The organism is Streptosporangium sp. H16 (genome assembly GCF_051918855.1).
In the GTDB taxonomy this organism is placed as follows: Bacteria; Actinomycetota; Actinomycetes; order Streptosporangiales; family Streptosporangiaceae; genus Streptosporangium.
In genome coordinates, this window is record NZ_JBPXMD010000038.1 from 1 (window position 1) to 24514 (window position 24514).

Annotated in this window: 26 protein-coding genes and 1 pseudogene; 9 read left to right on the forward strand and 18 right to left on the reverse strand. The window is 73.4% G+C overall.

What is annotated here, in order from left to right; all coding sequences use genetic code 11:
• The 5 genes and pseudogenes from ACTOQ2_RS37535 to ACTOQ2_RS37555 all read right to left on the reverse strand — a co-directional run.
• Nucleotides 1-275: pseudogene (locus tag ACTOQ2_RS37535) on the reverse strand (histidine kinase); the annotation flags it as partial.
• 346 nt (nucleotides 276-621) lie between these two features.
• Nucleotides 622-2013 (reverse strand): helix-turn-helix domain-containing protein, encoded by a 1392-nt coding sequence (locus tag ACTOQ2_RS37540; RefSeq protein ID WP_440105762.1) that lies wholly within the window; start codon nucleotides 2011-2013, stop codon nucleotides 622-624.
• 124 nt (nucleotides 2014-2137) lie between these two features.
• Entirely contained in the window at nucleotides 2138-3652 is a 1515-nt protein-coding gene (locus ACTOQ2_RS37545; RefSeq protein ID WP_440105764.1) for an FAD-dependent monooxygenase, read from the reverse strand.
• A 415-nt stretch (nucleotides 3653-4067) separates the two neighbouring features.
• Nucleotides 4068-4496, reverse strand: coding sequence for a nitroreductase family deazaflavin-dependent oxidoreductase (locus ACTOQ2_RS37550; protein WP_440105766.1), 429 nt, complete (start codon nucleotides 4494-4496; stop codon nucleotides 4068-4070).
• An 84-nt stretch (nucleotides 4497-4580) separates the two neighbouring features.
• Nucleotides 4581-4997, reverse strand: a complete 417-nt coding sequence (locus ACTOQ2_RS37555) for a winged helix-turn-helix transcriptional regulator (RefSeq protein ID WP_440105768.1) — start codon at nucleotides 4995-4997, stop codon at nucleotides 4581-4583.
• Between the two features lie 115 nt (nucleotides 4998-5112).
• Here ACTOQ2_RS37555 and ACTOQ2_RS37560 point away from each other — a divergent pair, with 115 nt between their 5' ends.
• On the forward strand, nucleotides 5113-5970 hold the full coding sequence (locus tag ACTOQ2_RS37560; protein ID WP_440105770.1) for an SDR family oxidoreductase: 858 nt from the start codon (nucleotides 5113-5115) through the stop codon (nucleotides 5968-5970).
• 153 nt (nucleotides 5971-6123) lie between these two features.
• Here the strand turns inward: ACTOQ2_RS37560 and pdxR are convergent, their stop codons facing one another.
• On the reverse strand, nucleotides 6124-7548 hold the full coding sequence (pdxR, locus tag ACTOQ2_RS37565; RefSeq protein ID WP_440105772.1) for a MocR-like pyridoxine biosynthesis transcription factor PdxR: 1425 nt from the start codon (nucleotides 7546-7548) through the stop codon (nucleotides 6124-6126).
• Nucleotides 7549-7595: 47 nt separating this feature from the next.
• Here pdxR and ACTOQ2_RS37570 point away from each other — a divergent pair, with 47 nt between their 5' ends.
• Both ACTOQ2_RS37570 and ACTOQ2_RS37575 read left to right on the forward strand, forming a co-directional pair.
• Complete coding sequence (locus ACTOQ2_RS37570) at nucleotides 7596-8987, forward strand: MFS transporter (RefSeq protein ID WP_440105774.1); 1392 nt, start codon at nucleotides 7596-7598, stop codon at nucleotides 8985-8987.
• Between the two features lie 162 nt (nucleotides 8988-9149).
• A complete protein-coding gene (locus tag ACTOQ2_RS37575) occupies nucleotides 9150-9731 on the forward strand; it encodes a dihydrofolate reductase family protein (protein ID WP_440105776.1) in 582 nt (193 codons plus the stop codon).
• 4 nt (nucleotides 9732-9735) lie between these two features.
• Here the strand turns inward: ACTOQ2_RS37575 and ACTOQ2_RS37580 are convergent, their stop codons facing one another.
• The 3 genes from ACTOQ2_RS37580 to ACTOQ2_RS37590 form a co-directional block, all read right to left on the reverse strand.
• Nucleotides 9736-10497 carry an SRPBCC family protein gene (locus tag ACTOQ2_RS37580; RefSeq protein ID WP_440105778.1) on the reverse strand — a complete coding sequence of 254 codons (762 nt, stop codon included), beginning with the start codon at nucleotides 10495-10497 and terminating at the stop codon, nucleotides 9736-9738.
• A gap of 48 nt (nucleotides 10498-10545) precedes the next feature.
• Nucleotides 10546-11349 carry an ArsR/SmtB family transcription factor gene (locus ACTOQ2_RS37585; RefSeq protein WP_440105780.1) on the reverse strand — a complete coding sequence of 268 codons (804 nt, stop codon included), beginning with the start codon at nucleotides 11347-11349 and terminating at the stop codon, nucleotides 10546-10548.
• A gap of 117 nt (nucleotides 11350-11466) precedes the next feature.
• Nucleotides 11467-11823, reverse strand: a complete 357-nt coding sequence (locus ACTOQ2_RS37590) for an ArsR/SmtB family transcription factor (RefSeq protein WP_440072111.1) — start codon at nucleotides 11821-11823, stop codon at nucleotides 11467-11469.
• A gap of 48 nt (nucleotides 11824-11871) precedes the next feature.
• On the opposite strand from ACTOQ2_RS37590, the gene ACTOQ2_RS37595 reads away from it, so the two are divergent.
• The 4 genes from ACTOQ2_RS37595 to ACTOQ2_RS37610 all read left to right on the forward strand — a co-directional run bounded on the left by ACTOQ2_RS37595 (nucleotide 11872) and on the right by ACTOQ2_RS37610 (nucleotide 14759).
• Nucleotides 11872-13092 carry a cation diffusion facilitator family transporter gene (locus ACTOQ2_RS37595; RefSeq protein ID WP_440105782.1) on the forward strand — a complete coding sequence of 407 codons (1221 nt, stop codon included), beginning with the start codon at nucleotides 11872-11874 and terminating at the stop codon, nucleotides 13090-13092.
• 186 nt (nucleotides 13093-13278) lie between these two features.
• Nucleotides 13279-13878, forward strand: coding sequence for a hypothetical protein (locus ACTOQ2_RS37600; protein WP_440105784.1), 600 nt, complete (start codon nucleotides 13279-13281; stop codon nucleotides 13876-13878).
• Nucleotides 13879-13947: 69 nt separating this feature from the next.
• Nucleotides 13948-14175, forward strand: coding sequence for a hypothetical protein (locus tag ACTOQ2_RS37605; RefSeq protein WP_440105786.1), 228 nt, complete (start codon nucleotides 13948-13950; stop codon nucleotides 14173-14175).
• Between the two features lie 29 nt (nucleotides 14176-14204).
• A complete protein-coding gene (locus ACTOQ2_RS37610) occupies nucleotides 14205-14759 on the forward strand; it encodes a hypothetical protein (RefSeq protein ID WP_440105788.1) in 555 nt (184 codons plus the stop codon).
• A gap of 116 nt (nucleotides 14760-14875) precedes the next feature.
• On the opposite strand, the gene ACTOQ2_RS37615 is transcribed toward ACTOQ2_RS37610, so the two are convergent.
• Nucleotides 14876-15286, reverse strand: coding sequence for a RidA family protein (locus tag ACTOQ2_RS37615; RefSeq protein ID WP_440105790.1), 411 nt, complete (start codon nucleotides 15284-15286; stop codon nucleotides 14876-14878).
• Nucleotides 15287-15377: 91 nt separating this feature from the next.
• Nucleotides 15378-16250 (reverse strand): alpha/beta fold hydrolase, encoded by an 873-nt coding sequence (locus tag ACTOQ2_RS37620; protein ID WP_440105792.1) that lies wholly within the window; start codon nucleotides 16248-16250, stop codon nucleotides 15378-15380.
• A 71-nt stretch (nucleotides 16251-16321) separates the two neighbouring features.
• On the opposite strand from ACTOQ2_RS37620, the gene ACTOQ2_RS37625 reads away from it, so the two are divergent.
• Entirely contained in the window at nucleotides 16322-16843 is a 522-nt protein-coding gene (locus ACTOQ2_RS37625) for a CGNR zinc finger domain-containing protein (RefSeq protein WP_440105794.1), read from the forward strand.
• A 279-nt stretch (nucleotides 16844-17122) separates the two neighbouring features.
• Nucleotides 17123-17701: an HAD-IA family hydrolase gene (locus ACTOQ2_RS37630; RefSeq protein ID WP_440105796.1), complete on the forward strand. Its 579-nt coding sequence runs from the start codon at nucleotides 17123-17125 to the stop codon at nucleotides 17699-17701.
• Here the strand turns inward: ACTOQ2_RS37630 and ACTOQ2_RS37635 are convergent.
• From ACTOQ2_RS37635 to ACTOQ2_RS37665, 7 genes are all read right to left on the reverse strand, one after another.
• Nucleotides 17652-18779 (reverse strand): MSMEG_0565 family glycosyltransferase, encoded by a 1128-nt coding sequence (locus ACTOQ2_RS37635; RefSeq protein ID WP_440105798.1) that lies wholly within the window; start codon nucleotides 18777-18779, stop codon nucleotides 17652-17654. The two genes, ACTOQ2_RS37630 and ACTOQ2_RS37635, sit on opposite strands and share 50 nt — an antisense overlap.
• Before the next feature lie 149 nt (nucleotides 18780-18928).
• The gene (locus ACTOQ2_RS37640) at nucleotides 18929-19756 is read right to left on the reverse strand and encodes a carbon-nitrogen hydrolase family protein (protein ID WP_362691363.1); all 828 of its coding nucleotides are present in this window, start codon (nucleotides 19754-19756) and stop codon (nucleotides 18929-18931) included.
• Between the two features lie 3 nt (nucleotides 19757-19759).
• The gene (locus ACTOQ2_RS37645; RefSeq protein WP_362846207.1) at nucleotides 19760-20602 is read right to left on the reverse strand and encodes a carbon-nitrogen hydrolase family protein; all 843 of its coding nucleotides are present in this window, start codon (nucleotides 20600-20602) and stop codon (nucleotides 19760-19762) included.
• Complete coding sequence (locus tag ACTOQ2_RS37650; RefSeq protein ID WP_440105800.1) at nucleotides 20599-22101, reverse strand: MSMEG_0567/sll0787 family protein; 1503 nt, start codon at nucleotides 22099-22101, stop codon at nucleotides 20599-20601. The genes ACTOQ2_RS37645 and ACTOQ2_RS37650 overlap by 4 nt, the downstream gene beginning before the upstream one ends.
• 7 nt (nucleotides 22102-22108) lie before the next feature.
• Nucleotides 22109-23161, reverse strand: a complete 1053-nt coding sequence (locus tag ACTOQ2_RS37655; protein WP_440105802.1) for an MSMEG_0568 family radical SAM protein — start codon at nucleotides 23159-23161, stop codon at nucleotides 22109-22111.
• A gap of 10 nt (nucleotides 23162-23171) precedes the next feature.
• On the reverse strand, nucleotides 23172-23684 hold the full coding sequence (locus ACTOQ2_RS37660) for an MSMEG_0572/Sll0783 family nitrogen starvation response protein (protein ID WP_362691351.1): 513 nt from the start codon (nucleotides 23682-23684) through the stop codon (nucleotides 23172-23174).
• A gap of 13 nt (nucleotides 23685-23697) precedes the next feature.
• Entirely contained in the window at nucleotides 23698-24513 is an 816-nt protein-coding gene (locus tag ACTOQ2_RS37665) for an amidohydrolase family protein (protein ID WP_440105804.1), read from the reverse strand.
• Nucleotide 24514: the final 1 nt, after the last annotated feature.

Here is a 24514-nt window from a genome sequence, read left to right on the forward strand (position 1 = left end):
CTCAGCCCCACCGGGACGAACTGCACCAGCGTGCTGTGGTCTCCGGCCACGCCCAGCGCGCCGTAGGTGGCGTCGACGAGGGTGGTGGCGGTCTCCACGATCCGGCGCAGCACGGTCTCCAGGTCCAGGTCGCTGCCCACCGCGACCACCGCGTCCAGCAGCGCGTGCACCCGGTCGCGGGTGGCCAGCACCGCCTCCAGGCGTTCTCGCAGTTCCTCCAGCAGCTCATCCAGCCTCATGTGCGGGATCAACGGCCCTGACTCGCCCTTTGCCATACCCCCGAGTCTGTACCCTCGGACGCGCTCCCCACCGGCCGGGGGTGATCGGCGCGTGATCGCCGGTGCCGTGCCCGGGTACGCGAGAACCCGCCCGGGTCCGGACGGGTTCTCGCGTGCTCGCCCTTCGCTCACCTCAGGATCGGCAGACGCCGCACCGGCGGGGTGCGGGCCTACCGGGCGCCGGCGCCGAGGGGATCACCGGCGCCCGCCAGGGCCGGCCCGGCCAGGGCGCCGAAGATCCGCCGAGCGCGTTCTCGCCGGTTCCCTCCAGGAAGCCGGTGGCCGGGCCGCCGCCCGCGATCCAGGCGCGGTCCGCGGGCGTGGGGGCATCGGGGAGAGGACGTCAGCCTGCCCTCGACTCGTGCGAGACGCCGAGGTGGGCCGGAATCGCCGGGACGACGACCTCACGCCACGCCGAGCCGGGCGGAGCCTCCGCGCGCGAGCCGACCCCGACGGTTTCGAGCGCGCTGCGATAGGCGTTCGTCTGCCTCTCCGGCGCCCCGGCCCGGCCCCAGAGGTCACCGATCTCGCGCCAGAGCCTGGCCGAATCCCGGTCGACGAAGGAGGCCACCGAGGCGACCGGGTCGGCGAGCAGTTCCTGAGCCTTCTCCAGCGCCGGGCCGCCGTCTTTGGAGCGTGCCAGAGCGAGTTCGGCCAGAACCACGTACGCCATCGCCGGCACCGTCCCGCGCACGCCGGCGAGCAGGCCGAGGGCCTGTTCGGCCAGCTCCGCGGTGGCGTCCGCGTCGCCGGAGCGCAGCCGCACGCGGGAGAGCACGACCAGGCCCCGGGCGTGCTCGATCGTCCCGGGCGACAGGCGCGAGAGGATCTCGACCGCGGAGGCGGCGAACTCACCCGCCCGGCCGAGGTCGGCGGCCTCGGGACGCACGGTGGCGATCCACGCCCAGCGCATCGCGCTCCGGACGTAGCGGACGGCCATCCGCGCGGGCCGGCCGGCGGCGACGGCGTCCGCCGCGAGCCGGGCGGCGAGCGCGGAGTCCTCCTCCGCCGCGGCCGTGCCGGCCCGCCACAGGCCGAGGACCTCCGAGTCGCGGTCGACGGCGTCGGGCAGGCGGGAGGCGGTCAGCACGCGCTCGACGTACGCGAGGGCGACCTCCATCTCGGCGAGCACGGCGGCGAGGTCGAGGGCGAGGTCGCCCTGGTCGAGCCCGAGCCGGTCGGCCTGGGCCAGAGCCTCCATCCCGAGATCCCGGGCGCGCAGCGTGTCACCCGCGCGGTGGTAGCAGCGGCAGAGCGCCACGGCGAGCGGAAGGTCGGCGAGGCGCTCGGGATGCGCCGCGGCCTCACGGCGAAGCAACTCGTAGGCCTCGACCGCCCGCCCCGTGTCCCCCTGGGCCTCCAGCGCGCGAGCCTGGCCGAAGCGCGCCCGCGCGGCGAGGATGGCGTTGTCGTCACCCGCGGCCCTGGCCGTTTCCTCGAAGAGCCCGGCCGCGACCGCCGGGTCCCCGTGGCACAGTTCGAGCTCGGCCTGCCGCAGGGCGAGCGCGGTGTCGACGCGCTGGTGCGGCTCGATCCCGTGGAGCAGGAACTCCACGCCGCAGCCGAGCCGCTCGGCGAGCAGGCGCGTGACGACCGGGGTGGGAGTCCGTTTTCCGGACTCGATGAGCGAAACGTAACTGTCAGACAGGTCTGGCCCGGCCAACTGCGCCTGGGACATGTGCCTGCTCAACCGCAATCCACGGATGCGGTCACCGATGGTCGCTTGGCCTGCCATCACCGGAGCCGTTCCGTCGGCGGCACGATGAGATCCACGTCCCACTCCTTACGCACGGTTTACTGTCAATTACAGTAGATCGTACTGCTCTTCGTGGCCAGCGGGGCGGTGGCGACAGACCGTTTCACCCGGGTTTCGTGGTGGATGCCACCGGAGGGCCGGCGGCGCACCACGCGGCCAGGGCCGCGCGCAGGGCGGCATCGAGGGAGGCGGGGTTCCTCTCGTCGACGGCGCAGGCGATGTATCCGTCCGGACGGATCAGCAGGACGGGGAGGCCGGCGCTCGCGGGAACGGCGTGGACCACCCGCTCCCCGTACGGCGAGCCCGCCGCATCCGCCGGATCGCCCGCGGGGGCCAGGAGCACGAAGCGCCCGGCCCGCAGCGCCTCGTACAGCCGGATCGGCTCCCCGGCCAGGTGGATGTCCGGCACCCTCTGGCCGGCCAGCCGGTGCGCTCCCGCGAGAGCGGGGTAGGAGATGCCCAGGCCCGAGATGGTCTCGGCCAGCCGGTGGCCGAGGGGATGGATCCGGTTCGCGACGGCCGGGAGCATGGAGCGGGCGGCCCGCGATCTCCGGGTCGAGCCCATGGCGATGGCGAGCAGGGCGCCGTTGAGCCGCAGGGCCCTCCTGCCGACCGGGTACCGCTCGGTGTGGTAGGTGTCGAGCAGGCCGTCCGGCGCCCAGCCCTGGACCCCGGCGACGAGCTTCCAGCCGAGGTTGACCGCGTCCTGCAGGCCGGTGTTCATGCCCTGCCCGCATGCCAGCGAGTGCACGTAGGCGGTCTCGGCGGCCAGGAACACCCGGCCGACACGGTAGCGGAGCACCTGCCGCTCGTCGCTGTGGGTCCTCGACAGATGGCGGGCGTCGTGCATGCCGAAGTCGCTGCCCGTGACGCGCCGGGTGGCCTCGCTCACCTCGTGGATGCTGAGCCGGGCGCTGTCGGGAAGCTGGCGCCGCCGGTCCCAGGTGATGACCTGGTACCAGCCGTCGCCGTAGGAGGAGACGAAGGAGAAGCCCTCGTCGTTGGCGATGAGGGTCACCTCCCGCTCCGGTCTCTCCTCCAGGCGGACGTCGGCCTGCATGATCGACTGCACGGTGGAGCGCCCCGGGAACGGAACGCCCAGCGCGTCCCTCACGACGCTGCGCAGGTCGTCGACACCCACGACGAACCGCGCGCGCCAGGTGCGCATCCTGCCGTCGGCGCATACCTCGACGTCCACCCCGGCCGCGTCCTGGCTCAGCCCGACCGCCTCGGCGCCGCGCACGATCTCCGCTCCGAGCCGGGTGGCGCGCTCCTCGAGCACGCGCTCGGCGTTGTGCCGCGGGGTGCACAGCAGGAACGGGAACCGCGACGGCAGGCTGGACAGATCGAGGTCCAGGCCGTTGAACAGCCGCACCGTCTCGACGATCGTGCCGGTGCCGATCAGCTCGTCGGCGACGTCCCGGGCGTCGAGTTGCTCCAGCGTACGAGCATGCAGGGGGAAGGCCCGGGTGAGCGTCGAACGCTGGGGGTCCCGCTCCACGAGCGTGCAGGCGACACCTCTTGCGGCGAGGTCGCCCGCGATCAGCAGACCCGCCGGACCGGCACCAACAACCAGCACGTCCGTGTCGAACGGCACCATCAGTGTCTCCAATCCCACGCGAGGCGGCTCCCCCACACGACCACCGGGATGAAAACCAGCGCCGATCCACTCCTGCCTTCCCCACACGCTGAGATCCGGCCCCCGGACCTGACGGATCGCCGCTCCGGCACCGTCCGTCCTTCACCGCCGCCCCGTCCGGCCGAGGTCGTGCGACAGACCACCGGCGGCCATCTCATGCTACGACCAGGCTTTTCCCGGCGTGTCGGCGCCTGCCCCACCCGTGGCGTGATCGCCGCGGTGCCCGCCCCCGGCCCGCCATCGCGGATCACGGACCGGCCCCGCCGGGCTCAGCCCGGCACGCCGCCCACCGGCCATGATCGGCTCGACCGTCTCCGGCGGGCGGCGCCGGCCTCCGCCCCCGCGGCGACCGCCGCTTCGGGGAGGCCCGTCGAGCGCGCGGCGGGCCAGGACCTCAGGCGCGGGTGAGGATCACCACCGGGATGTCGCGTGCGGTCTTGCGCCGGTAGTCGGCGTACTCACCGTGGATCCCGACCATCTGCTCCCACAGGGCGGGCTTCTCCCCGGCGGTCGCGGTCCGCGCGACGGCGGTGAACACCTCGTCCCGCACCTGCACCTCGACCTGCGGCAGGGCCAGCAGGTTGTGGTACCACAGCGGGTGGTCGTCGGCCCCGCCGTTGGAGGCGACGACCACGTAGGCGTCGCCGTCACGACCGTAGATCAGCGGGGTCCGCCGCTTCAGCCCGGACCTGCGTCCGACGGTGGTCAGCAGCAGGGTGGGCCTGCCGTAGTAGAGGTGGCCCTCCGCACCGTTCGACTCGACGTACTCGCGAAGGTGCTTGGAGACCCAGGCGGTGGGGGAATCGATGATCTCGTCGCTCATGCGGCTCACGCTATAGGTCTCCGGCGACATTTCTTGATCCGGTTCTTCCGGCCGCGCGGCGGGCGGGTCCCGGCACGGACGGGCCTACGTCGTCCGGTGGCCGCCCCTGGCCTGGTCGTGGCGGGCGCGGGCCTGCATGACCGCGGGCATCTCGCCCTCCAGCCATTCGATGAGGTCGAGCAGGCGCCGGGCGGCCTGATCGCCGAGCGGCGTGAGGCTGTACTCGACCTTCGGGGGGATGGTCGGCTCGGCCTCGCGGTGGACCAGGCCGTCGCGCTCCAGAGCCTGCAGGGTCTGGGCGAGCATCTTCTCGCTCACCCCGTCGACCCGGCGGCGCAGGGCGTTGAAGCGGTAGGTCCCCTCGTGGAGCGCGACCATGACCAGGATGCCCCAGCGGCCGGTGATGTGCTCCATCGTCTCGCGCGAGACGCATCCGCGCATGAAGACGTCGAAGGTGAGCTGGCTGAACTCGTCCAGCGGGGTCGCGGCCTGGTCGTCCATCCGTCCACTTTACTTTCTCGCCGCACCACACAAAAGAAAGCACTAACTTTTAGTTGGCACTATATATTAGTTAGTACTAACCTGGCGGCGACCCCTTCGAACGAGGAGAAGCGAAATGATCGTTGTCACCGGTGCCACCGGCCAGCTCGGCCGCCTGGTGGTGGACGGCCTGCTGGAGAGCGTGCCCGCCGGCCAGGTCGTGGCGGCCGTGCGTGATCCCGGCAAGGCCGCCGGCCTGGCCGCGCGCGGCGTCACGATCAGGGAGGCCGACTACGAGCGGCCGGAGACGCTCGAGCGGGCCTTCTCCCCGGGCGACACGGTCCTGCTCATCTCGGGCGACGCCATCGGGCGGCGCCTCGGGCAGCACCAGGCCGTGGTGGACGCGGCCAGGGCGGCCGGGGTCGCCCGCATCGCCTACACCAGCGTGCTGCACGCCGACACCACGCCCCTGGCGCTGGCCGTCGACCACCGGGGCACCGAGGAGCACATCCGCGCCTCCGGGATCCCGTTCACCTTCCTGCGCAACAGCTGGTACACCGAGGTCTACGCGACGTCCGTCCTCCAGGGCGTCGAGCACGGCGTGATCCTCGGCGCCGCCGGTGACGGCCGCGTCGCCAGCGCGTCCCGCGCCGACTACGCGGCCGCGGCCGTCGCCGTGCTCACCGGCGAGGAGAACGGCGGCAAGATCTACGAGCTCTCCGGCGACACCGCGTGGAGCCTGCCCGAGCTGGCCGCCGAGACGGCGGCGGCCTCCGGCAGGCCGGTCGTCTACCGGGACCTCCCGCACGCCGACTACCTTCGGGCCCTGATCGACGCGGGCCTGCCGGAACCGGTGGCGGCCATGTACGCCGACATCGACCTCGACATCGCCCAGGGCGTCCTCTCCCACACGCCGGGCGAGCTCAGCGCTCTCATCGGCCGCCCCACCACGCCGCTGCGCGAGTCGGTGACCGCCCTCCTCAAGGAGGCGTGAACTCCGGCGACGAAGCCGCCGTCCGGAAGCGGGCGTGCACCGTCATGACGAGGCGGCCACTCGGAAGCGGGTCCGAAACCCCCTTGAAGGACGGAAGCGGGCCAGAAACTCCCCTGAAGAAACGGCACCGGCCGGTCGGGGCCCCGCGGTGGCTCAGCCGCCCCGCAGCAGGTCGGCGACGGCGGCGATGCCGTCGGAGATGGCGTCCGGGGTCAGGTTGCCGAACCCGAGGACGAGCCGTGCGGGAGACGCCCGTCGTTCCGGCGGGTCGAGGAGATAGCCGCTGATCCCGTACAGCGCGACGGACCGGCGACGGGCGGCCTCGACCACGGCACGCTCGTCCGTGCCCGGCGGTAGCTGGGCGACGGCGTGGAAACCGGCGGCCAGCCCGTGTACCTCGACCTCGGGCGCGTACCGCCCCAGCGCGTCCACGAGGGCCTCCCGCCGGGCGGCGTAGCGCGTCCGCATGTGGCGCAGGTGGCGGTCGTAATGACCCGACCGCACCAGGTCGGCGAGCGCGAACTGGTCGAGGACCGGCGAGCCCCGGTCGGCGAGCCGCTTCTGACGCGCGACACCGGCGGACAGCCGGGGCGGGCAGAGGATCCATCCGAGACGCAGAGCCGGGGCGAGCGACTTGCTGACCGAGCCGAGGAGCGCCACCCGGTCCGGAGCCAGACCCTGCAGTGCCCCGACCGGTTCGCGGTCGTAGCGGAACTCGGCGTCGTAGTCGTCCTCGACGATCGTCGCGTCGCGGGCGACGGCCCAGGCGATCAGTGCCTGCCTGCGGCCGGGAGCCAGTACGACCCCGGTGGGCGACTGATGGGCGGGGGTGAGCAGCACGGCACGCGCGCCGGTGGCCGCGAGCGCGCCGGTGTCGACCCCGTGCTCGTCGACGGGGACCGCGACGATGTCGAGGCCCGCCGTCGCGGCGGCGGCGCGGTGGTCGGGGTCGCCGGGATCCTCCACGGCCACGACACGCACGCCCTCCCCCGCCAGCGCGCGCAGGACGAGCTGCAGCCCTTGCGCGTACCCCGCGCACACGACGGTGTGGGCCGCGTCGGCGGCGGCCCCGCGAACCCGTCGCAGGTAGGCGGCGAGCACGTCGCGCAACATCGGGTCACCGTACGGGTCGCCGTAGCCGAGCAGGTCGCTGGGCACGTCGCGGCAGGCGCGCCGAAGGGCGCGGCTCCATCGTTCACGGGGGAAACTCGACAGGTCGGGCACACCGGGCCGGAAGTCGATCCCGACGGGCGCGGCGGGCCCGGCAAGCGCGGCGGGCGGCGACGGCGCGTCCACCGGCGGGCGGGCGGCGGCGGCCACGCGGGTGGCCGAGCCGCCGCGCGTGACGAGGTAGCCCTCGGCCTGCAGTTGCGCGTAGCACTCGGTCACCAGGCCGCGCGAGACGCCGAGGTCACGGGCCAGGGCGCGCGAGGACGGGAGCCGCTCGCCCGCGGCCAGCCGACCGGCGCGGATGCTCTCGCGCAGCGCGCCTTCCAGCTGCTCGCGCAAGGGTTCCGGCCGGTTCCTGTCAACCCGCAACAGGAGTTCCGGCCCCGAACCGGTCCACTTGATCGACATGAAACCGGACCTTATCGCTGAGCCGGTTCCCGCTCTAGGGTCGGCCCATGACTCACCAGAGGAGCGCCGCCGACGAGACCCGGGAGGATGCCGGGAAGGCCCGGGAGGATCGCGGAGAGGCACAGGGGGACGTCGCGGAAACCGGGGAAGACGGTGGGAAGGCGCGGGGGGACGGCGCCCGCGTTCCGGATCCTCGCATCCTGAATCGCCCGGTGGTCCTGCTGCTGGCCGCCTCGCTCGGCGCCCTCGGCGGCTTCTACCTGCTGGCGCCCGTCGTCCCCCTGTACGCGGCCACGTCCGGTGCGGGCGGTGTGGGCGCGGGCCTGGCGACCGGCACCATGATGCTGGGAACCGTGCTGACGGAGTTCGCGGCGCCCGGCCTGCTGCGCGCGTACGGCTACCGGGCGGTCATGGGACTGGGCCTGCTCCTGCTCGGAGCACCCGCCCTCCTGCTGCCGGCGTCGGCGTCGATGCCCTCGGTGCTGGGGATCTGCCTGGCGCGGGGTGCCGGGCTCGGGCTCGTGGTAGTGGCCGGTGCGGCCCTGATGGCCGAACTGGTGCCGGCCGACCGTCGCGGCGAGGGGCTGGGACTGTACGGGGCGGCCGTCGGGATTCCCTCCATCGCGTGCCTGCCGCTGGGTCTCTGGCTGAGCGAGCACATCGGCCACGGACCCGTCTTCGTCGCCGGGGCGGCGTCGGCGCTGCTCGGGCTGGCCGCCGTACCCGGCCTGCCCTCCCCGCGTGCGCGGACCGAACGGCACGGCGGAACCCAGGGCGGAAGCCGGAGCGGGACCCACGACGGAATCCGGAACGGGACCCAGGCCGGGCCCCCGGGCGGAGGCCGGAGCGGGATCCTCGGCGTCCTCCGCGACGCCGGCGTCGCCAGGCCCGCGATCGTCTTCGCCATGGTGACACCGGCGGCCGGTGTCCTGCTGACCTTCCTCCCGCTGGCCGCGCCGGAGCGGTCACGCGATCTGGTCGCGCTGGCCCTGCTCACGCAGTCCTGCCTCACGCCGCTCGCGCGCTGGGCGGCGGGCCGGTACGGCGACCGCCACGGCCCCGCTCGCCTGCTGGTCCCCGCCACCCTGGCCGCCGCTCTCGGCACGGCCGGACTCTTCTGGGTGGACGTCCCTCTCGCGATGATCGCCGGCATGGGGCTGTTCGGGGTGGGCTTCGGCATGGCCCAGAACGCGACCCTGGCGCTGATGTTCGAGCGCGCCCCCGAATCCGCCTTCGGCCAGGTGAGCGCGGCATGGAACCTCGCCTACGACGCCGGTCTCGGCGTCGGCGCGGTCGGGTTCGGGCTCCTGGCCGGGTCGGTGGGCTACCCGGCGGGGTTCGCTGTCACCGCCGCCGTGCTGTTCACCGCGCTCGCTCCCGCCCTGTACGACCGGGCGGCGGGCAGCCCGGGGAGCAGGGCAGGGGACGCCGCGACATGACCGGCGACGCAAGGGAGCGATGAGCCTCCCGTCGAACACGGGAGACGCACGCCGAGCGGCGGGGGTTCCGGCGACCGGGTCCTGACGACCAGGACGTCGACCATCAAGACTTCGACAACGAGGGCTTCGGCGACGAGGCCCCTGACAACGAGGAGAAATCTCGTGGGAACGGTTCTTCTGAACATCACGATGTCGCTCGACGGCTTCGTCGCCGGGCCCGACATCGGCGTCGAACAGCCCATGGGCAAGGGCGGTGAGCGGCTCCACGAATGGCTGTTCAACGACGACGCCGACCGGGAGGTGGACGCCGGGGTGCATCGGGACCTGTCCGCCTCGACGGGGGCGGTGGTGGTGGGCAGGCGGACCTTCGACGTGGGGGTGGGGCTGTGGAAGGACACGCCTTTTCCCGCGCCGTGCTTCGTGCTCACCCATGAGGACCGGGAGGAGCTACCCATGACGAGCGGGACCTTCACCTTCGTCTCCGACGGCCTCGAGAGCGCGATCCGGCAGGCGCGGAAGGCGGCCAAGGACAAAAACGTCCTCGTGATGGGCGGGGCGGACATCGCCGGGCAGCTCGTGAGAGCCGGGCTCGTGGACGAGATACAGCTCCAGCTGGCACCGGTGCTGCTCGGGGCCGGAACCCGGCTCTTCGACCACCCGGGCGGCGACCGCGTCGAACTGGAAAGGACCGGCCTGATCGGGTCCGCGCGCGTCACGCATCTGCGGTTCCGGGTGGTGAGATAGACGTCTACGCGTCCGGGACCCGCTCCGCGCCGACGGGGGCATCCTGGTCGTCCGCGGGGGTCTCCGGGAAGTTCCGTCCCCACCAGGCGGTCCAGCGGGATTCGAGCTCGGCGAACGCGGCGTCGTCGAGGCCGTACGTGGTGAGCACCATCATGGCGCCACCGCCCGGATTGGCGGGCGAGGGCGGGGTCTGGGCCGCGACCAGCAGGCCGTCGCCCCAGCCGTCGACGGTGAGACCGACCTGGTTGGCCGAGCGGAAACGGACCTGGCCGCGCAGCGTCTCCCCGGTGGGGCCCTCCAGCTCGTACGGGCTCGCCGGGGGCAGTCCGGCCACCGCCGCGAGGCCGGTGGCCTCCAGCACCGGCGTGACCGGCGTGCCGGAGAGGAAGACCGTGCGCCGGTCGGCGCCCGGATGCCGTTCAAGGGCGAACGCGAGCTGGTGGACGAAGGTGATCCAGCCCTCGGTGATGTCGTCGTAGTAGGCGTCCCACTCGGGGTTGCCGCCGCGCGGGGCACGGGTCATCCGCAGGCGCGTACGGTCGCCGAGGTCGGTCAGCTCGAACAGGTCGCCGCCCTGGACCTCCAGCCGGTGCTCGGCGGCCGACTCCACGACGTTCTGGTGGTAGATGACCTCGATCTCCTTGTCGAGGCCGTCGAAGTGCCAGCCATGCCAGCGCCGGATCAGCTCGGGATCGCGCAGCGCGCTCCACACGTCGTCGACGGGTGCGGCGATGGTGACCTCAAGGGAGAACAGCTCGTCTGTCATCGGATGCCTCTCAACGTGGGGCCCCGGACCTGGGTCCCGGGACGGATGTCAACTGCGGGTTTCCGGCGTGCCGGGGGCGGGCTGTCCGCCGGTTTCCGGTGTGCCGGGGACCGGACGTCCGGCGGTTTCCGGCGTGCCCGGGACCGGACGTCCGCCGGTCTCTCGCGTGCCGGGGGCCGGATGCCCACCGGCGACGAGGCGGTAGGGCCGCCCTCCGGGGGTGTCGAAGCGGGCCGCGACCCGCGAGAAGGCGTCGGCGAGCGCGTCGGTGAAGTCGTGCACGTCGCCGGGCTCTGCGAAGCGCACCCGCGCCTCGAGGGTGAACGTCAGCAGCCGGACGCCCTGCCGGTCGGCGGCGGCGGCCATGCGGGTGACGTCGCGCACGGTGCCGGCGGCCACCTCGACGAGATGCTCGGCGGCGTACTGGTCGGCGACACGGCGGAAGACCCCGGCCACCTCGGCGGTCCCGATGGCCCCGTCGCCGTCGCCACTGGCTTCGTCAGCCTTGTCGCCTCCATCGGCCTCGTCGGCTCCGTCGGCTTCATTGGCTTCATCGGCTTCGCCGGGTGAGGTGAGCACGCCGGGATCGACGAGGAAGGCGTTCGCGGTGACGCCCATGACGCGCTCGACGAAACCGCGTCGCGGGCGCTCCTCCACCAGCTCGATCAGCCCCGCCTCCTCCAGCACCCTGAGGTGGTATCCGACCCGCTGGCGCGGCAGGTCGAACTCGGCCGCGAGCTGGACCGCGGAGGCGGGCTCGCGGAGGCGGGCGAGAAGCCGTCGGCGGATCGGGGTGAGCGCCACGCGCAGACGGTCGGGCTCGTCCATGAGTGTCATCTCGGTCGCGGCCATGCCCCCATGGAACCATTAGACAAATTAATCTGTCAATTGACATCGCAACCGGACACGACCGAGGGAAGCCGGTGGCCGGGCCGCCGCCATCCGGCGTACGCCGGCCGGGCGCTCCGGTCAGTCGTGGCGCGGGATGCCGGAGACCTCGTGGTCGGCGTGGAACAGGGCCTCGCCGATGAGCGCGCGGACATGGGCGTCGCGGGCCCGGTAGAGCACGCGGCGGCCGTCCCTGCGGGTGCGCACCAGCCCGGCCAGGCGGAGTTTCGCCAGGTGCTGGGAGACCGAGGGGCGCGCGACCCCGATGGCCTCGGCGAGCGAGCCGACGTCGTACTCCCCCGATGACAGCAGCCACATCAGGCGCAGCCTGGTGGCGTCACTGAGCATCCGGAAGGCCTCGACGGCGGCCTCCACCTGGGCGCCGGTGGGTTGCTCCTGCGACGAGTTGTCACCTGATTGATTGTCGCGTGCATACATGACTACATATACTCCGGGAAAAGGGCACCGGTAGCAAACGAGGTAGCCATGTCCGACCAGCAAGACGCGGGTTCTCCGTCCCCCGGAGAACCCACCGGCCCCTGTTCCCCCCACGGTCAGGGCCACGAGGCCGCGCACGATCCGCCGCACGAGCACGGGCCCGGCCATGAACACGGGCACGGGCACGGGCACGAGCACGAGCACGGCCATGACCATGAACACGGGCACGAGCACGGCCACGAGCACGGCCACGGTCGTCATCACGAGCGTGGCCACCGGGGACGGCGGTTCGGAGGACTGCTCTCACGAGCCGGCCACGCCCTCACCCCGCACAGCCACGACAGCGCGAGCAGGACGGACACCGCCCTGGAGTCCAGCAGCCGCGGGATGCGCGTGCTGGCCGTCTCCTTCGCCGTGCTCATGGTGACCGCCGCCGTCCAGGCGGTGATCGTCGTCTTCTCCGGCTCGGTCGCCCTTCTCGGTGACACGCTGCACAACGTGGCCGACGCGCTGACCGCGCTTCCGCTGGCGATCGCCTTCTCCCTCGGCCGCCGGGCGGCCACCCGCAGGTTCACCTACGGCTACGGCAGGGCCGAGGACCTGGCCGGGATCGCCATCGTCCTGGTCATCGCCGCCTCCGCCGCGCTCGCCGGGTACGAGGCCGCGCGGCGCCTGGCCGACCCCCAGGAGGTGCGGGCACTCGGCTGGGTCGCCGCGGCGGCCGTGATCGGCTTCGCGGGCAACGAGTGGGTGGCCCGCTACCGGATCCGGGTCGGGCGCCAGATCGGATCGGCCGCGCTGGTCGCCGACGGGTTGCACGCCCGCACCGACGCCCTCACCTCGCTGGCCGTCCTGCTGGGCGCGGGCGGCTCGGCACTGGGTCACCCGATCGCCGACCCGATCGTCGGCCTGCTGATCACGGTGGCCATCTGTCTCGTCCTCAGGGACGCGGCCCGCGAGATCTACCACCGGCTGATGGACGCGGTCGATCCGGCGCTCGTCGACCGCGCGGAGCGGATCCTGGCCGCCACCGGCGGCGTGCGGCGGGTGGGATCGGTGCGACTGCGCTGGGTGGGCCACACACTGCGCGCCGAGGTAGACATCGTGGTCGGCGAGGACCTTTCGCTGCTCCAGGCGCACGCCGTGGCGGTGGAGGCCGAGCACCGGCTGATCCACCACCTGCCCCGCCTGAGTGCCGCCACCGTGCACGCCGACCCCGACGGCCTGGAAGGCGCCGACCACCACGCCGTCCTGGCCGGGCACCGGTAGGGCGGGCCGTACCGGAAGGTCGCGGGACCGCCCCGCCGGACACCGTCCGCGGGACGCGTACCCGCACGGGCCGGGGCGCGGGAGAGGTAGTCTCGCGTGATCACCGTCGCGGCCCGCGGACCGGATCGCCCGGCCCGGCCCGCAAGCCGCGGCGGATCGCCCCCCGATCCAGGAGAAGCGGCTGCGTTGGCCGACCACAGCAGAGGACGCCCCGGCTGGCTGCACGTCGGCCCACTGGAGGTGCGGCTGACGCGCACCTGGGAACCTGGCACGTTCCCACCGGCGGAAACACTCCTCGCGATACTGACGCTGGCGGCCGTGCCGCAGGCTCTCGCCACCCGTCTGACCACCCACCTGAGCGGTGGCATCGTGGTGGGGCCCGGATCGGTGCCCGACCTTCCCGGCTTCGAATGGCTGCGCGGCGTCGCGCTGCCCCTGCAGGCGGGCCTGTGGGAACGCAGCGCGGGCGTCTACGACCCCCGGCGGCGGCGGATCGGGGTGGGGAGCGCCCCCTCGCCCTCGGTGTCGGTGTGCGGGCACGAGATCGGCCATGCCACCGACCACATGGACCGGCTGCCCTCGCACTCGCCGTTCTGGACCGACCTGCACGCTCGCACCCGCGGCCGTCTGCGGCCGCCCTACCGCGACGACGTCACCGAGCTGTTCGCCGAGGCCTTCGCCTGCGTGCTCACCCGGAGGGCGACCCGGCTGCTCCACCTGATCGGCACGGAGGCGGAGGCCGAGCGGGTGTATCACCAGCTGTCCGGGCAGTACGGCATCGGTTGACCGGGCGTGCCACGACCCCCGGAGCTATGCTGGGCCGACAGCGGTCAGAGACGACGGAAAGGCCACGCCATGAACGTGACCATGCTGCCGGGAGGCACCCTCCGCGTCCCCGCGACGACCACGCTGGCCAACGGCACCAAGATCGACGGCACCCGCGACATAGGCCGCGACGATCCCGAATACTCCGAATGGCTCGCCCTGGCACAGGACGAGGACGAGCAGCGCCGCCGCGACGTCGAGGAGCGCGACTCCGATCGTGAGATCCTGGCCCGCTGGCGCACCCGCCGGAGCGCGTGACCGCGCTCTCCGGTCGTCCGGAGCATCCTGTGGACGCCGGCGTGAACGGCCACGTGCCGCGTATCTCGCGCTGGCTGCGCACCCGCCCCGCCCGGGCGGGCCGCACCCGCGTCCTGGCGGTCGAGGGACGCTCGGGGTCGGGCAAGTCCACCCTCGCCACCGCCCTGGCCGCGGAGCTGGCCGCGCCCGTCGTACGGATGGACGATCTCTACCCGGGGTGGGACGGCCTGCTGGGAGGGGTCGACGCGCTGGTCGAGTGGGTCCTGCGACCGCTGAGCCTGGACCGGCCCGCGCGGTGGCGACGCTACGACTGGGCGGAGGGCGCCTACGCGGAGTGGCACGAGGTCCCGGGCACCGGGATCCTGGTCCTCGACGGCACCGGCTCCGGCGCCCTCGCCGCCGCGCCGTACCTGAGTGGCCTGCTGTGGCTGGAGGCGGCCGACGGGGTACGCAAGGCCCGCGCGCTGGAGCGCGACGGTGATATCTACGCCCCGCACTGGAACCGCTGGGCGGCTCAGGAGGAGCGTTTCCACGCCCGCGACGACGTCCGTGCCCGCGCGGACCTGACGATCGCCACCGGCTGAGGCCCGGACGGGGAAGGCGAGACGGCGGAGCGGGCGGAGGAGCGGCCCAGGCCGGGCGGGAACGGCCCGGGTCGGGTAGGAACGGCCCGGGGCCAGCGGCGCGGGACGGCCCGGGGTCAGCGGCGCGGGACGGCGGCGATGCCCTCGACCTCGATGACGAGACCGGGGGCGGCGAGCGCGGCCACCACGATCAGCGAGTGCGCGGGGAAGTCCCCCCGCGGATACCACCTGGCGAACACCTCGCCCTGAGCCGCGCGCGAGCCCGCCAGGTGCTCGGTACCGGAGAGCATGGTGAACAGTTTGAGCAGGTGCTCGGGACCGGCTCCCGCGGAGCGGAGGAGGCTCTCGATGTTGGCGAAGACCTGGCGCGCCTGCGACTCGGCGTCCGGGCCCGCGAGGGTGCCGTCCTCCAGGACGCCGACCTGACCGGAGATCATCAGCAGCTCGTGGTCGGCGGGTGCGGCGGCCAGGTGGCTGTACCGGCCGAGCGGCGCGGCCGGGCCGGGGGGATTCCAGCGACGGATCATCGGTTCTCCTCGTCGTACGACGTCGTGCGTCACGTGACGTGCCCCATCTTCCCGCCCCCGGCTTTCCGGCCGCGCCGCGGGTGGCCGGCGGTCAGCGGGGAAGCACGCGGCCGAGGAAGTCGTCGACGAGCCGGGCGATCTGGGCTCCGTGGCTCTCCAGGGCGAAGTGACCGGCGGGAAGCAGGTGGACCTCCGCGTCGGGCAGGTCGCGCTGGAAGGCCGTGGCGCCGCCCGGCCTGAAGATCTCGTCGTGGGCTCCCCAGACGGCGAGCAGCGGGACCTGGCTCGCGCGGAAGTACTCCTGGAAGGCCGGGTAGAGCTCGATGTTGGTGATGTAGTCGCGGGCGATCCGGAGCTGGATGTCGACGTTGCCCGGACGCTGCAGCAGCGCGAAGTCGTGGCGCCAGGCGTCGGGGCTGACGAGGCTCTCGTCGGGCACGCCGTGGGTGTACTGCCAGCGGGTCGCCTCGAGACTCTGGGATTGGCGGACGGGGGCTTCGGTGACCGGGGAAGGATCGGTGCCGTAGGCCCGGATCGGGGCCCAGAACTCCTCGTCCAGCCCGTCGAGGTAGGCGTTGCCGTTCTGGGTGACGATCGCGGTGACGCGCTCGGGGTGGGCGGTGGCGAGCCGCCAGCCGATGGGCGCGCCGTAGTCCTGCACGTACATGGCGAAGCGCGACAGGCCGAGCCGCTCGGTGAAGGCGGCGGTGATCTCGGCCAGGTTCGCGAAGGTGTAGTCGAAGTCGTCCACGGACGGCGCCGCGGAGTAGCCGAAGCCGAGGTGGTCGGGAGCGACGAGCCGGTACCGCGTGGCCAGTCTCGGGATGAGGTCACGGAACATGTGGGAGCTCGTCGGGTAGCCGTGCAGCAGGAGCAGGACCGGCGCGTCGGGGCTGCCCGCCTCCCGGTAGAAGATCTCCTGCCCGCCCGCGACGGTGGTGCGGTAGCGAACCATCTCATCCATGTCTAACCCCTTTGAGTCGTTGAGGGAGTTACCCATGGCCAGCTAAGCACCATCACTGCTAACCTGTCAACATGCTCAAGGTGGTTATAAGAGACGTTGATCTCCTGGTGGACCTGCTCAACACCACCCCCGTGGTCGACGGCGTCCCCACGGACGTGCTGCGGGACCGGCACAAGGCCACCCGGTGGATGGGCGAACGCGACCTGCCCCGCTCACCGGCCGCCGTCGCCTCGGCCCGCCGTGTCAGGGACGCGATCGCCCGCGTGGTCAGGGGCAAGGAGCCCGCCCGGACACTGGAGACCTTCCTCGAAGGGGTGTCGCAGACCCCGTCGGTCGGCGACGACGGCGTGCGCTGGGAGCTGAACACCGGTTCCGCGGACCCGTTCGGCATCCGGTGCGTGCTGGCCTGGGCGCATCTCCGGGAAACCCTGCCCGGCCGCCTGCGCCCGTGCGCCAACGACGACTGCCGCCTGTTCCTCGTGGACCACAGCCGGGCCAACTCCCGCCGCTGGTGTTCGATGGCCGCCTGCGGCAACCGCCTCAAGGCCCGGCGGCACCACCGGCGCGCGACGAACCGGGGCGGCGACGACTGAACGGCGACGGGACCGGACAGGCGCACGACATCGGCCAGGCGTGCGGCGGAGAGACGCCGGGATCCGTTCCGGCCGTGGCGACCGAGATCTTCATCTTGAAATCACACACGAAGTACGATCGAATGAACACGAAAGGGTTTCGGAACGGCCTCGAACGATCGTTGATCATCCTCATCCCGCCGAGCGCGGGACGCGCCGGAGCCGGGCGTGCGAGGCCCCACCCGCCACGTCGGGGGTGACACCGGAACCGTCGGCGCAGGACCGATCCGAGGAGAACCCGTGACCACGTGGATGCTGCTGGACTACGGCGAGGTCATCTCCATGCCACAGCCCTCCGACGCGACGGCCTCCATGGCGAAGCTGATCGGCCAGGACGAGGCGACCTTCCACGACCGCTACTGGCGTCACCGCGAGGCCTACGACCGCGGCCAGGCCTCCCACCTGTACTGGAGCGCGGTTCTCGGCAGGACGCTCGCCGGCGACGATCCGCTCGTCGCCAAGCTCGACGCGGCCGACGTCGAGAGCTGGTCCCACCTGAACCCGGAGACCCTGCGCGGCATCGAGGACCTCAAGGGACGCCACAGGCTCGCCCTGCTGTCGAACGCCCCCGAACCGCTGGCGGCGGCCATCGACGACGCCCCCTGGGCGGCGGCGTTCACCCATCGCTTCTACAGCTGCCGCATGGCCCTGACCAAGCCGGACCCTGCCATCTTCGAGGAGGTCCTGCGCCGCCTCGACGCCGCCCCCGGCGACGTCACCTTCCTCGACGACCGGGCCGCCAACGTCCGCGCCGCGGCGGCGCTCGGCATCAACGCCCTCCTCTACCCGGAGTGGCCGCCTTTCCCTCGCTCGGGCTGACGGGTTCGCGTAAGGCCGCGTACAGGGCGATGTGCCGCTCGGCGGCCGACCGCCAGGTGTGGCGGGCGGCGAGCCGGCGGCCCGCGGCCAGGCGCGCGAGGTCGGTTCCGGCCAGTGCCGCGCCGATCTGGGCGGCGAAGCCCGCCGGGTCGCCGGCGAAGCGCGCGGCGGTCCCGAACACCTCGCGCAGGACCGGCAGGTCCCGGGTGACCAGCGGCACGCCCGCCGCCAGCGCCTCCATGGCGGCCAGGCCGAAGCCCTCCTTGAGCGAGGGAAAGGCGAAGACGGCCGCGGAGGCGACCAGCGACGGCAGCTCCTCATGGCCGACGGGACCCAGGACGACCGGTTCCACGCCGAGGACCGCGGCACGCTCGGCCCACCGGGCCCGGTAGTCGCGATAGTCGAACAGGGTCTCGCCCCCGGCGATCACCAGCTTCAGGCCGGGGTCTCCGGCGGCCAGCGACGCGTACGCCTCCAGCAGGTCCAGCGAGCCCTTGCGGGGCTCGATACCGCCGACCGTGAGGACGTAGCGTCCCAGCCGGTCCCTCCAGCGGCCGTCGCCGCGCGCGGCGGCCTCCGCGAACCGGTCCGCTTCGACGCCGTTGGGGATGACCGTCGCGGTGATGCCCCATCCGCCGGCGAGCTCGGCGGCGACGGCACGCGAGACGCAGACGTGCGCGCGGGGTTCGACGATGGCGCGCTCGTGACAGGCGGCCAGCTCGGGGGTGGTGAAGTGGTCCAGGTGGTGGACGGTCCGCACGCACCGCTCGACCGCGTTGGCGCTGATGCAGTCCTGGGCGTGCACGATGTCGTAGCCGCCGGGGGTGAACGCCTCGCGCAGCGCGGAGATCGAGCGCAGCACCCGCTCCCCCACCGTCTCACCCGCCACCTCGCCGAAGGGCACCACCACCTGCCGCACCGCGGGCGCCACGGGCCGGAAGAACCCCGCGTCACCGCCGCGGCCGAGCGTCCAGACCGTCACGTCCTGGCCCGCCTCGGCCAGCGCCTCGGCGAGGTTGAGGGTGTGCACGACCCCGCCGCGCGGCTTGGTGGAGTACGTCAGCAGTGCGATCCTCATCACCGGGAACGCCCCTGGGGCGTCTCTCGCGTCTACCGTGCCGACCGGGCCCGTAGTGCTCTCGGTGCCCCCGGTGCTCATCGCGCCCGCCGCATGCGCAGGGTGCGCAGTGCGTCCGGTGCTCACCGCGCCCGGCGTGCGCGCGTCGCTCATGAGGCTCCCCGGTAGCTGCCGGGCCTGCGCTCGTCGAGATGGCTCAGCACCCGCCGCGCGGTGGCGATCTCGGCGGCGACGTCCACCTCGGCGACCGCCAGGCCCGCCTTGGACCAGGTACGGGCGAGGATGTCACCCCCGGGACCGACCACCTTGGCCTGACCCAGGAAGCGCATGCCGCCCATCGCGCCGGTCTGGTTCGACGAGGCCAGGATGACCTGGTTCTCGGCGGCACGGGCGCAGTCGTAGAGGTCGAACAGACGCGACTGGCGGTCCTGGGCCATCCGGGGCGCCCGGTTGGTGATGCTGGTCGGCCAGGCCGACAGGCAGGCGACGATCTGCGCCCCGTCCAGGGCGAGGCTCCGCGCCGACTCGGGGAAGGTCTTGTCGTAGTCGATGAGCATGCCCACGCGGCCCACCGGGGTGTCGAAGGCGTCGAAACGCTCGCCGGGCGCGTACGCCGCGATCTCCCCGGCGGGCAGGTGCACCTTGCGGTGGCGTCCCAGCACGCCGTCGCCGCTGACACAGGCGGCGCTGTTGTATCTGCGGGTGCCGTCGGCCTCGCAGTAGCCGACGCACACCACCATCTCGGCGGCCAGCTCGCCGACCCGCTTGATCAGCGGGTCGTCGGGGCCGAGTGCCGGGGGCAGCGCGTCGGGGTCGGGGTGGCGCAGGTCGGCGAGGTAGCCGCCCAGCGCGGCGTCGGGCAGCACCAGCAGCCCCGCCCCCGCCCTGCGGGCGTCGTCGATCAGTTTCGCGATGCGCCGCAGGTCGAACTCCAGGTCCCGGCCGAAGTGCGCGGAGGCCGCGGCTATGCGGATCACGGTTCAGGATCCTCCCACGGCGAGCGCGGGACGGTAGGCGTCCGGGCGGCGGTCGCGCAGGTGGCCCATGGAGCGGCGGGCGGCCTCCAGCGCCGCCCGCACGTCCAGTTCGGCGACCGCGACACCGCCCGGCACACCGGTACGGGCCAGGATCTCCCCTCCGGGGCCGACGACCTTGGCGCTGCCGACGAACCTGAGGGAGCCGAAGACCCCCGACTGGTTGGCCGACAGCCATACCACCTGGTTCTCCAGCGCCCTGGCCTGGTCGAAGAGGTCGAACCTGCGGGTCCAGCGGTCGTCGGCGAGGTCGGGCGCGGGATCGGTCCTGCTGGCGGGCCAGGCCGACACGCACACCACGATCTCGGCACCGTCCAGCGCCAGCGCCCGCGCCGACTCGGGGAACGCCTTGTCGTAGCAGATCATCATGCCGAGACGGCCGACCGGGGTGTCGAAGGCTGAGAAGGAGTCACCGGCCGCGAACAGCGCGTTCTCGCTGAGCGGCTGGTGGACCTTGCGGTGGTGGCCGAGCACGCCGTCGCCGCTGAGGCAGACCACGCTGTTGTACCTGCGGGGGCCGTCGGCCTCGCAGTAGCCCGCGCAGACGACCATGTCGCCCGCCAGAGCGGCCAGCCTGCGGATCTCGGGCCCGGCGGGGTCCAGGGCGGGCGGGGCGTCCTGCGGGTCGCCGTCCATGCTGAGCAGATAGCCGCCCAGGCATGCCTCCGGCAGGGCGAGCAGCCCGACCCCTTCGGCCCGCGCCGCGGTGATCAGCTGCTCGATGCGGGCGAAGCCGCCCTCCACGTCGCGGTCGAACGGCGCCGCGACGGCGCCCATGCGTAATTTCACGTTTCTCCTTCCCCGGGTTCTGCGGGTTCTGCGGCCCTGCCCAGCCCGGTCACCGGGCCGGTGATCACCTCGGTCAGCTCCCCGTCCGGCCAGCGCAGCCGCACTCCCCCGCCGGGAACGAACTCGCCGCACGCGGCACCGGAGGCGGGCCCGGCGTCGAGACCGGGACTGCCGGGACGCTCGGCGGTGAGCATCGCGAAGCCGGGAAAGCAGGTCAGCCAGTCGCCCATGCTGGCCGCGCCGGGCCTGGGCAGGGACGCGACGTCCAGTACGGCGCCGCAGCCGGAGGCCTCGGCGAGCATGCCGAGGGTGCCCGCGACGCCCGCCATGGACACGTCCTTGGCGGCGGCCGGGCGGGCGGCGGCAACGGCTCCCAGCATGGCCCGCAGCTGCGGGGTGCGGCGGTGCGTGGTGGAATCCCACTGGCGGCCCGTGTAGCCGGGCCTCCACCCGCCGCCCAGGTCCGCGGTGAGCCACACCCGGTGCCCGGGACGCGCCCCGCCGCCGGGAACCGGCTTCCGGGCGCGGCCCAGCGCGGTGACCGACAGCGCCGCCGGTACGCCGAGCTGGGTGTGACCGCCGAGCACCGGCACCCCGTACGCGTCGGCGGCGCGGCGCAGGCCCGCCAGGACCCTGGCCACCGCCGAGGCGTCGCGGGCGCCCACCGCGTCCAGCAGCCCGACCGGCTCCGCGCCCATGGCCGCCAGGTCGTTGAGGTTGACCAGTACCGAGCACCAGCCCGCCCACTCCGGGTCGCGCTCCACCATGGACGGCAGGATCGCGTCGCAGGCCGCGACCAGGTCGCTGCCCGGCACCGGGGCGCCGTCGTCGCCGACGAAACCGGGACCGCCGGGCGCGAGCCCGGCCAGCAGCGCCCCGAGATCGCTCTTGGTGGCCGCGACCAGCGCGGCGATCCTGCCGACGGGCCAGCGCATCAGCACATGCGGTACGCCGGCCACGGCCAGGGGGCGTACGGGCCGCCAGCCGAGGCGGGTGAACATGCGCTCGGCACCGGCCCGTACGGTGGCCTCGAAGCGCAGCGCCCCGGCCGCCTCGGCCCGCGCGCACGCGGCGCGCACCAGCGCCGGGCCGATGCCCGCGCCGCTGCGTTCTGCCGGGTCGACGGCGAGCCGCCCGCCGCTCCACCACCCGATGTCGGGGCCGTCACCGGCCGGCCCGAGCCGGACCCCGCCGACCACGGCGCCGCCCCGGTCCCTGGCGACCAGGACGACGGTGCGCGGGTCGTCGTCGCGATCGTCCAGGTCGTGGCCGCTGAACACGCGCTGCTCGGTCACGAACACCCGGTGCCGCAGCGTCCGGTAGGCGGCCAGCCCGGATGTGTCCGCCTCCTCCACGATGAAGGAGGGTGCGCGGGTGCCGAGCAGCACGTCGCAGACCGGCTCGGGGAGCCGCGGCCCGCGGCCGGGAGCGGTGCGGCCGCCCCGCCCCGAGCCGTCGCTCAGGGCGGCGGCGACCGGGAGATCGGAGGTGAGGCTCACGGGCGCCTCACCCGCCCGCGGCCTGGAGCGCGCTGCACGCGCCGCACGCGGCGCAGCCCGCGCGCTGGTCGGCGCCCGCCATGCCCGCGTCCCGCAGCAGCGCGGCGACGCTCTCGGTCACCCGGCGGACCACGGCCGGGTCGGGGCCCGGCACGCCGTCGCGGCCCGCGAGGGTGCCGCGCATCGGGCGGAACGGCACGACGAACGGGTACACGCCGCGCTCGACGAGCCCCGCGGCCCCGGCCACCAGCTCGTCGGGATCCTCGCCGAGGCCGACCAGCAGGTAGGTGGAGACGCGGTTGCGGCCGAAGACGCGCACCGCCTCGTCCCAGGCCGCCTCGTAGGCGGACATCGGCACCTCGGACTTACCCGGCATCCAGCGGCGGCGCACCTCCTCGTCGAGGGACTCCACGTGGATGCCGATCGCGGACGCGCCCGCCCGCCCGAGCTCGCCGATCCAGGCCAGGTCGGCCGGCGGCTCGCACTGCACCTGGATCGGCAGGCCGGGTACGGCCTCCAGCACGGCCCGCACCGAACGGGCCAGGACGCGCGCTCCCCGGTCGGGGCCGCCGGTGGTGCCGGTGGTCATCACCATCTGCCGCACCCCGTCCAGGCGCACCGCCGCCTCGGCGACCTCGGCGAGCTGCGCCGGGGTCTTCGCGGCGACGGTGGCGCCCGAGCTCAGGGACTCCTCGATCGAGCAGAACCGGCACCGCTCCGCCTCGCCGTAGCGGACACAGGTCTGCACCACCGTGGTGGCCAGCACGTCGGCGCCGTGCAGCCGGGCGATCCTCTCGTACGGGACGCCGTCGGCGGTCGCCAGGTCGTAGAAGCGAGGACGGCCGACCGCGTGGACGGAGGCACCCAGATCGGTCTCGCCCAGCCACAACCTGCCGTCCCTGACGGCATACGGGCTGGCCGGGTTGAGCGGGATCGCGGCGTTGGCGCCGTCGAGGACCAGGTGCCCGTCGTCGCTGGGTCCCGCACCGCCCGCGCGGCGCACCGGGGCGTCCACGCGGATGCCCAGGATGGCCACGTCGACTCTCGTGCCGACACTCACCGGTGCCCCCTCAGAACATGTAGGTCGAGTTGATGATCGCGCCCTTGCGGCCGTAGTGGATCAGCGCGTCCTGCACGTCCAGCGGGTGCGTGGGGATGACGCCCTCGATGAGGTCCTCCTCGCGGGCGCCGTGCAGCGACAGGCCGAACCGGCAGCAGTAGACCTTGCCGCCCTCCTCGATGAACGTCTTGAGCGAGTTGTTGATGTTGTGCTCGCCGGGGAAGGCGGAGTTGCCGGTGGTCGGGAAGCCCCGGGTGGCCAGGCAGTTCAGCGAGCCGGGACCGTAGAAGTAGATCGCGGACTCGAAGCCCTTGCGCAGCGCCCGGGTCGCCTGCAGGATCGCCACGAAGCTCACCGACGACTCGTGGGCGATGCCGTGTACGAGCGTGAAGTACGACTCGCCGTTCTCCGCCTGGTAGTCGGGGAAGACCTTGGTGCCGCCGTACAGGCTGGAGCCCTCCGGGAGGGAGGGGTGCGGGATCTCGGTGAGGCTCTGCTTCTCGAGGTCGGTCAGGTCGGTCATGGGTCTCTCCTTGTCAGCCGTACAGTTTCTCGAAGGTGTCGCGGAAGGCCAGGCGGGCCAGCTCCCCGTCGCCGGCCGCGGCGGCGAGGCGGGCGCGCTCGCCCGCGTAGTCGCCCCACGGCTCGTCGCTGGCGAACAGCACCCGGTCGTGGCCGATGCCGCGCCGGTCGATCTCCTGGGCCAGCCAGCGCGGTGTGAATCCGATCGCCCAGGACAGGTCGGTGTAGACGCGCTTGCCGGCGGTGATCCAGTCGAAGAACCGCGCCCCGGCGAGCTTGATGTGGCCGCTCATGCCGCCGCCGAAGTGCACCAGGTGGACGGCGACCTCGTCGCCGTACCACTCGACCAGGTGGCCCACCTCGTCGATGTCGGAGGCGGCACCCGGCGAGGTGTGCACGTGCACCACCAGCCCGTGCAGGCGGGCCGCGGTGAAGATGCGGTCGAGCGCGGGCCGGCAGGCCGGGTCGGTGGGGCGCCCGCCCAGCAGGAAGCTGAGCTTCAGCGCGCGCACGCCGCTCTCGGCGGCCAGCGCCAATGCCTCGGCCGTGCGCCGCTCGTCCTCGGGACGCGGCGAGACCCACAGGCCGCAGCGGATCCGGTCGTCGCGGGCCGCCGCCTCCAGGCAGAGCTCGTTGAAGGCGAACGCGACCCCGGGATCGGGCACTCCGTAGTTGGGCATCACCAGGGCGCGCTCGGTGCCCTCGGCGTCCAGGTCGGCCAGGAGCCGTGCGACGCTCGCGCGAGCGGTCGTATCGGGGTTGACCGGAGGGCCCCCGTAGAACGGGTAGGCGGGCAGGATCCCGAGGTGGCGGTGGGCGTCGAAGACCATG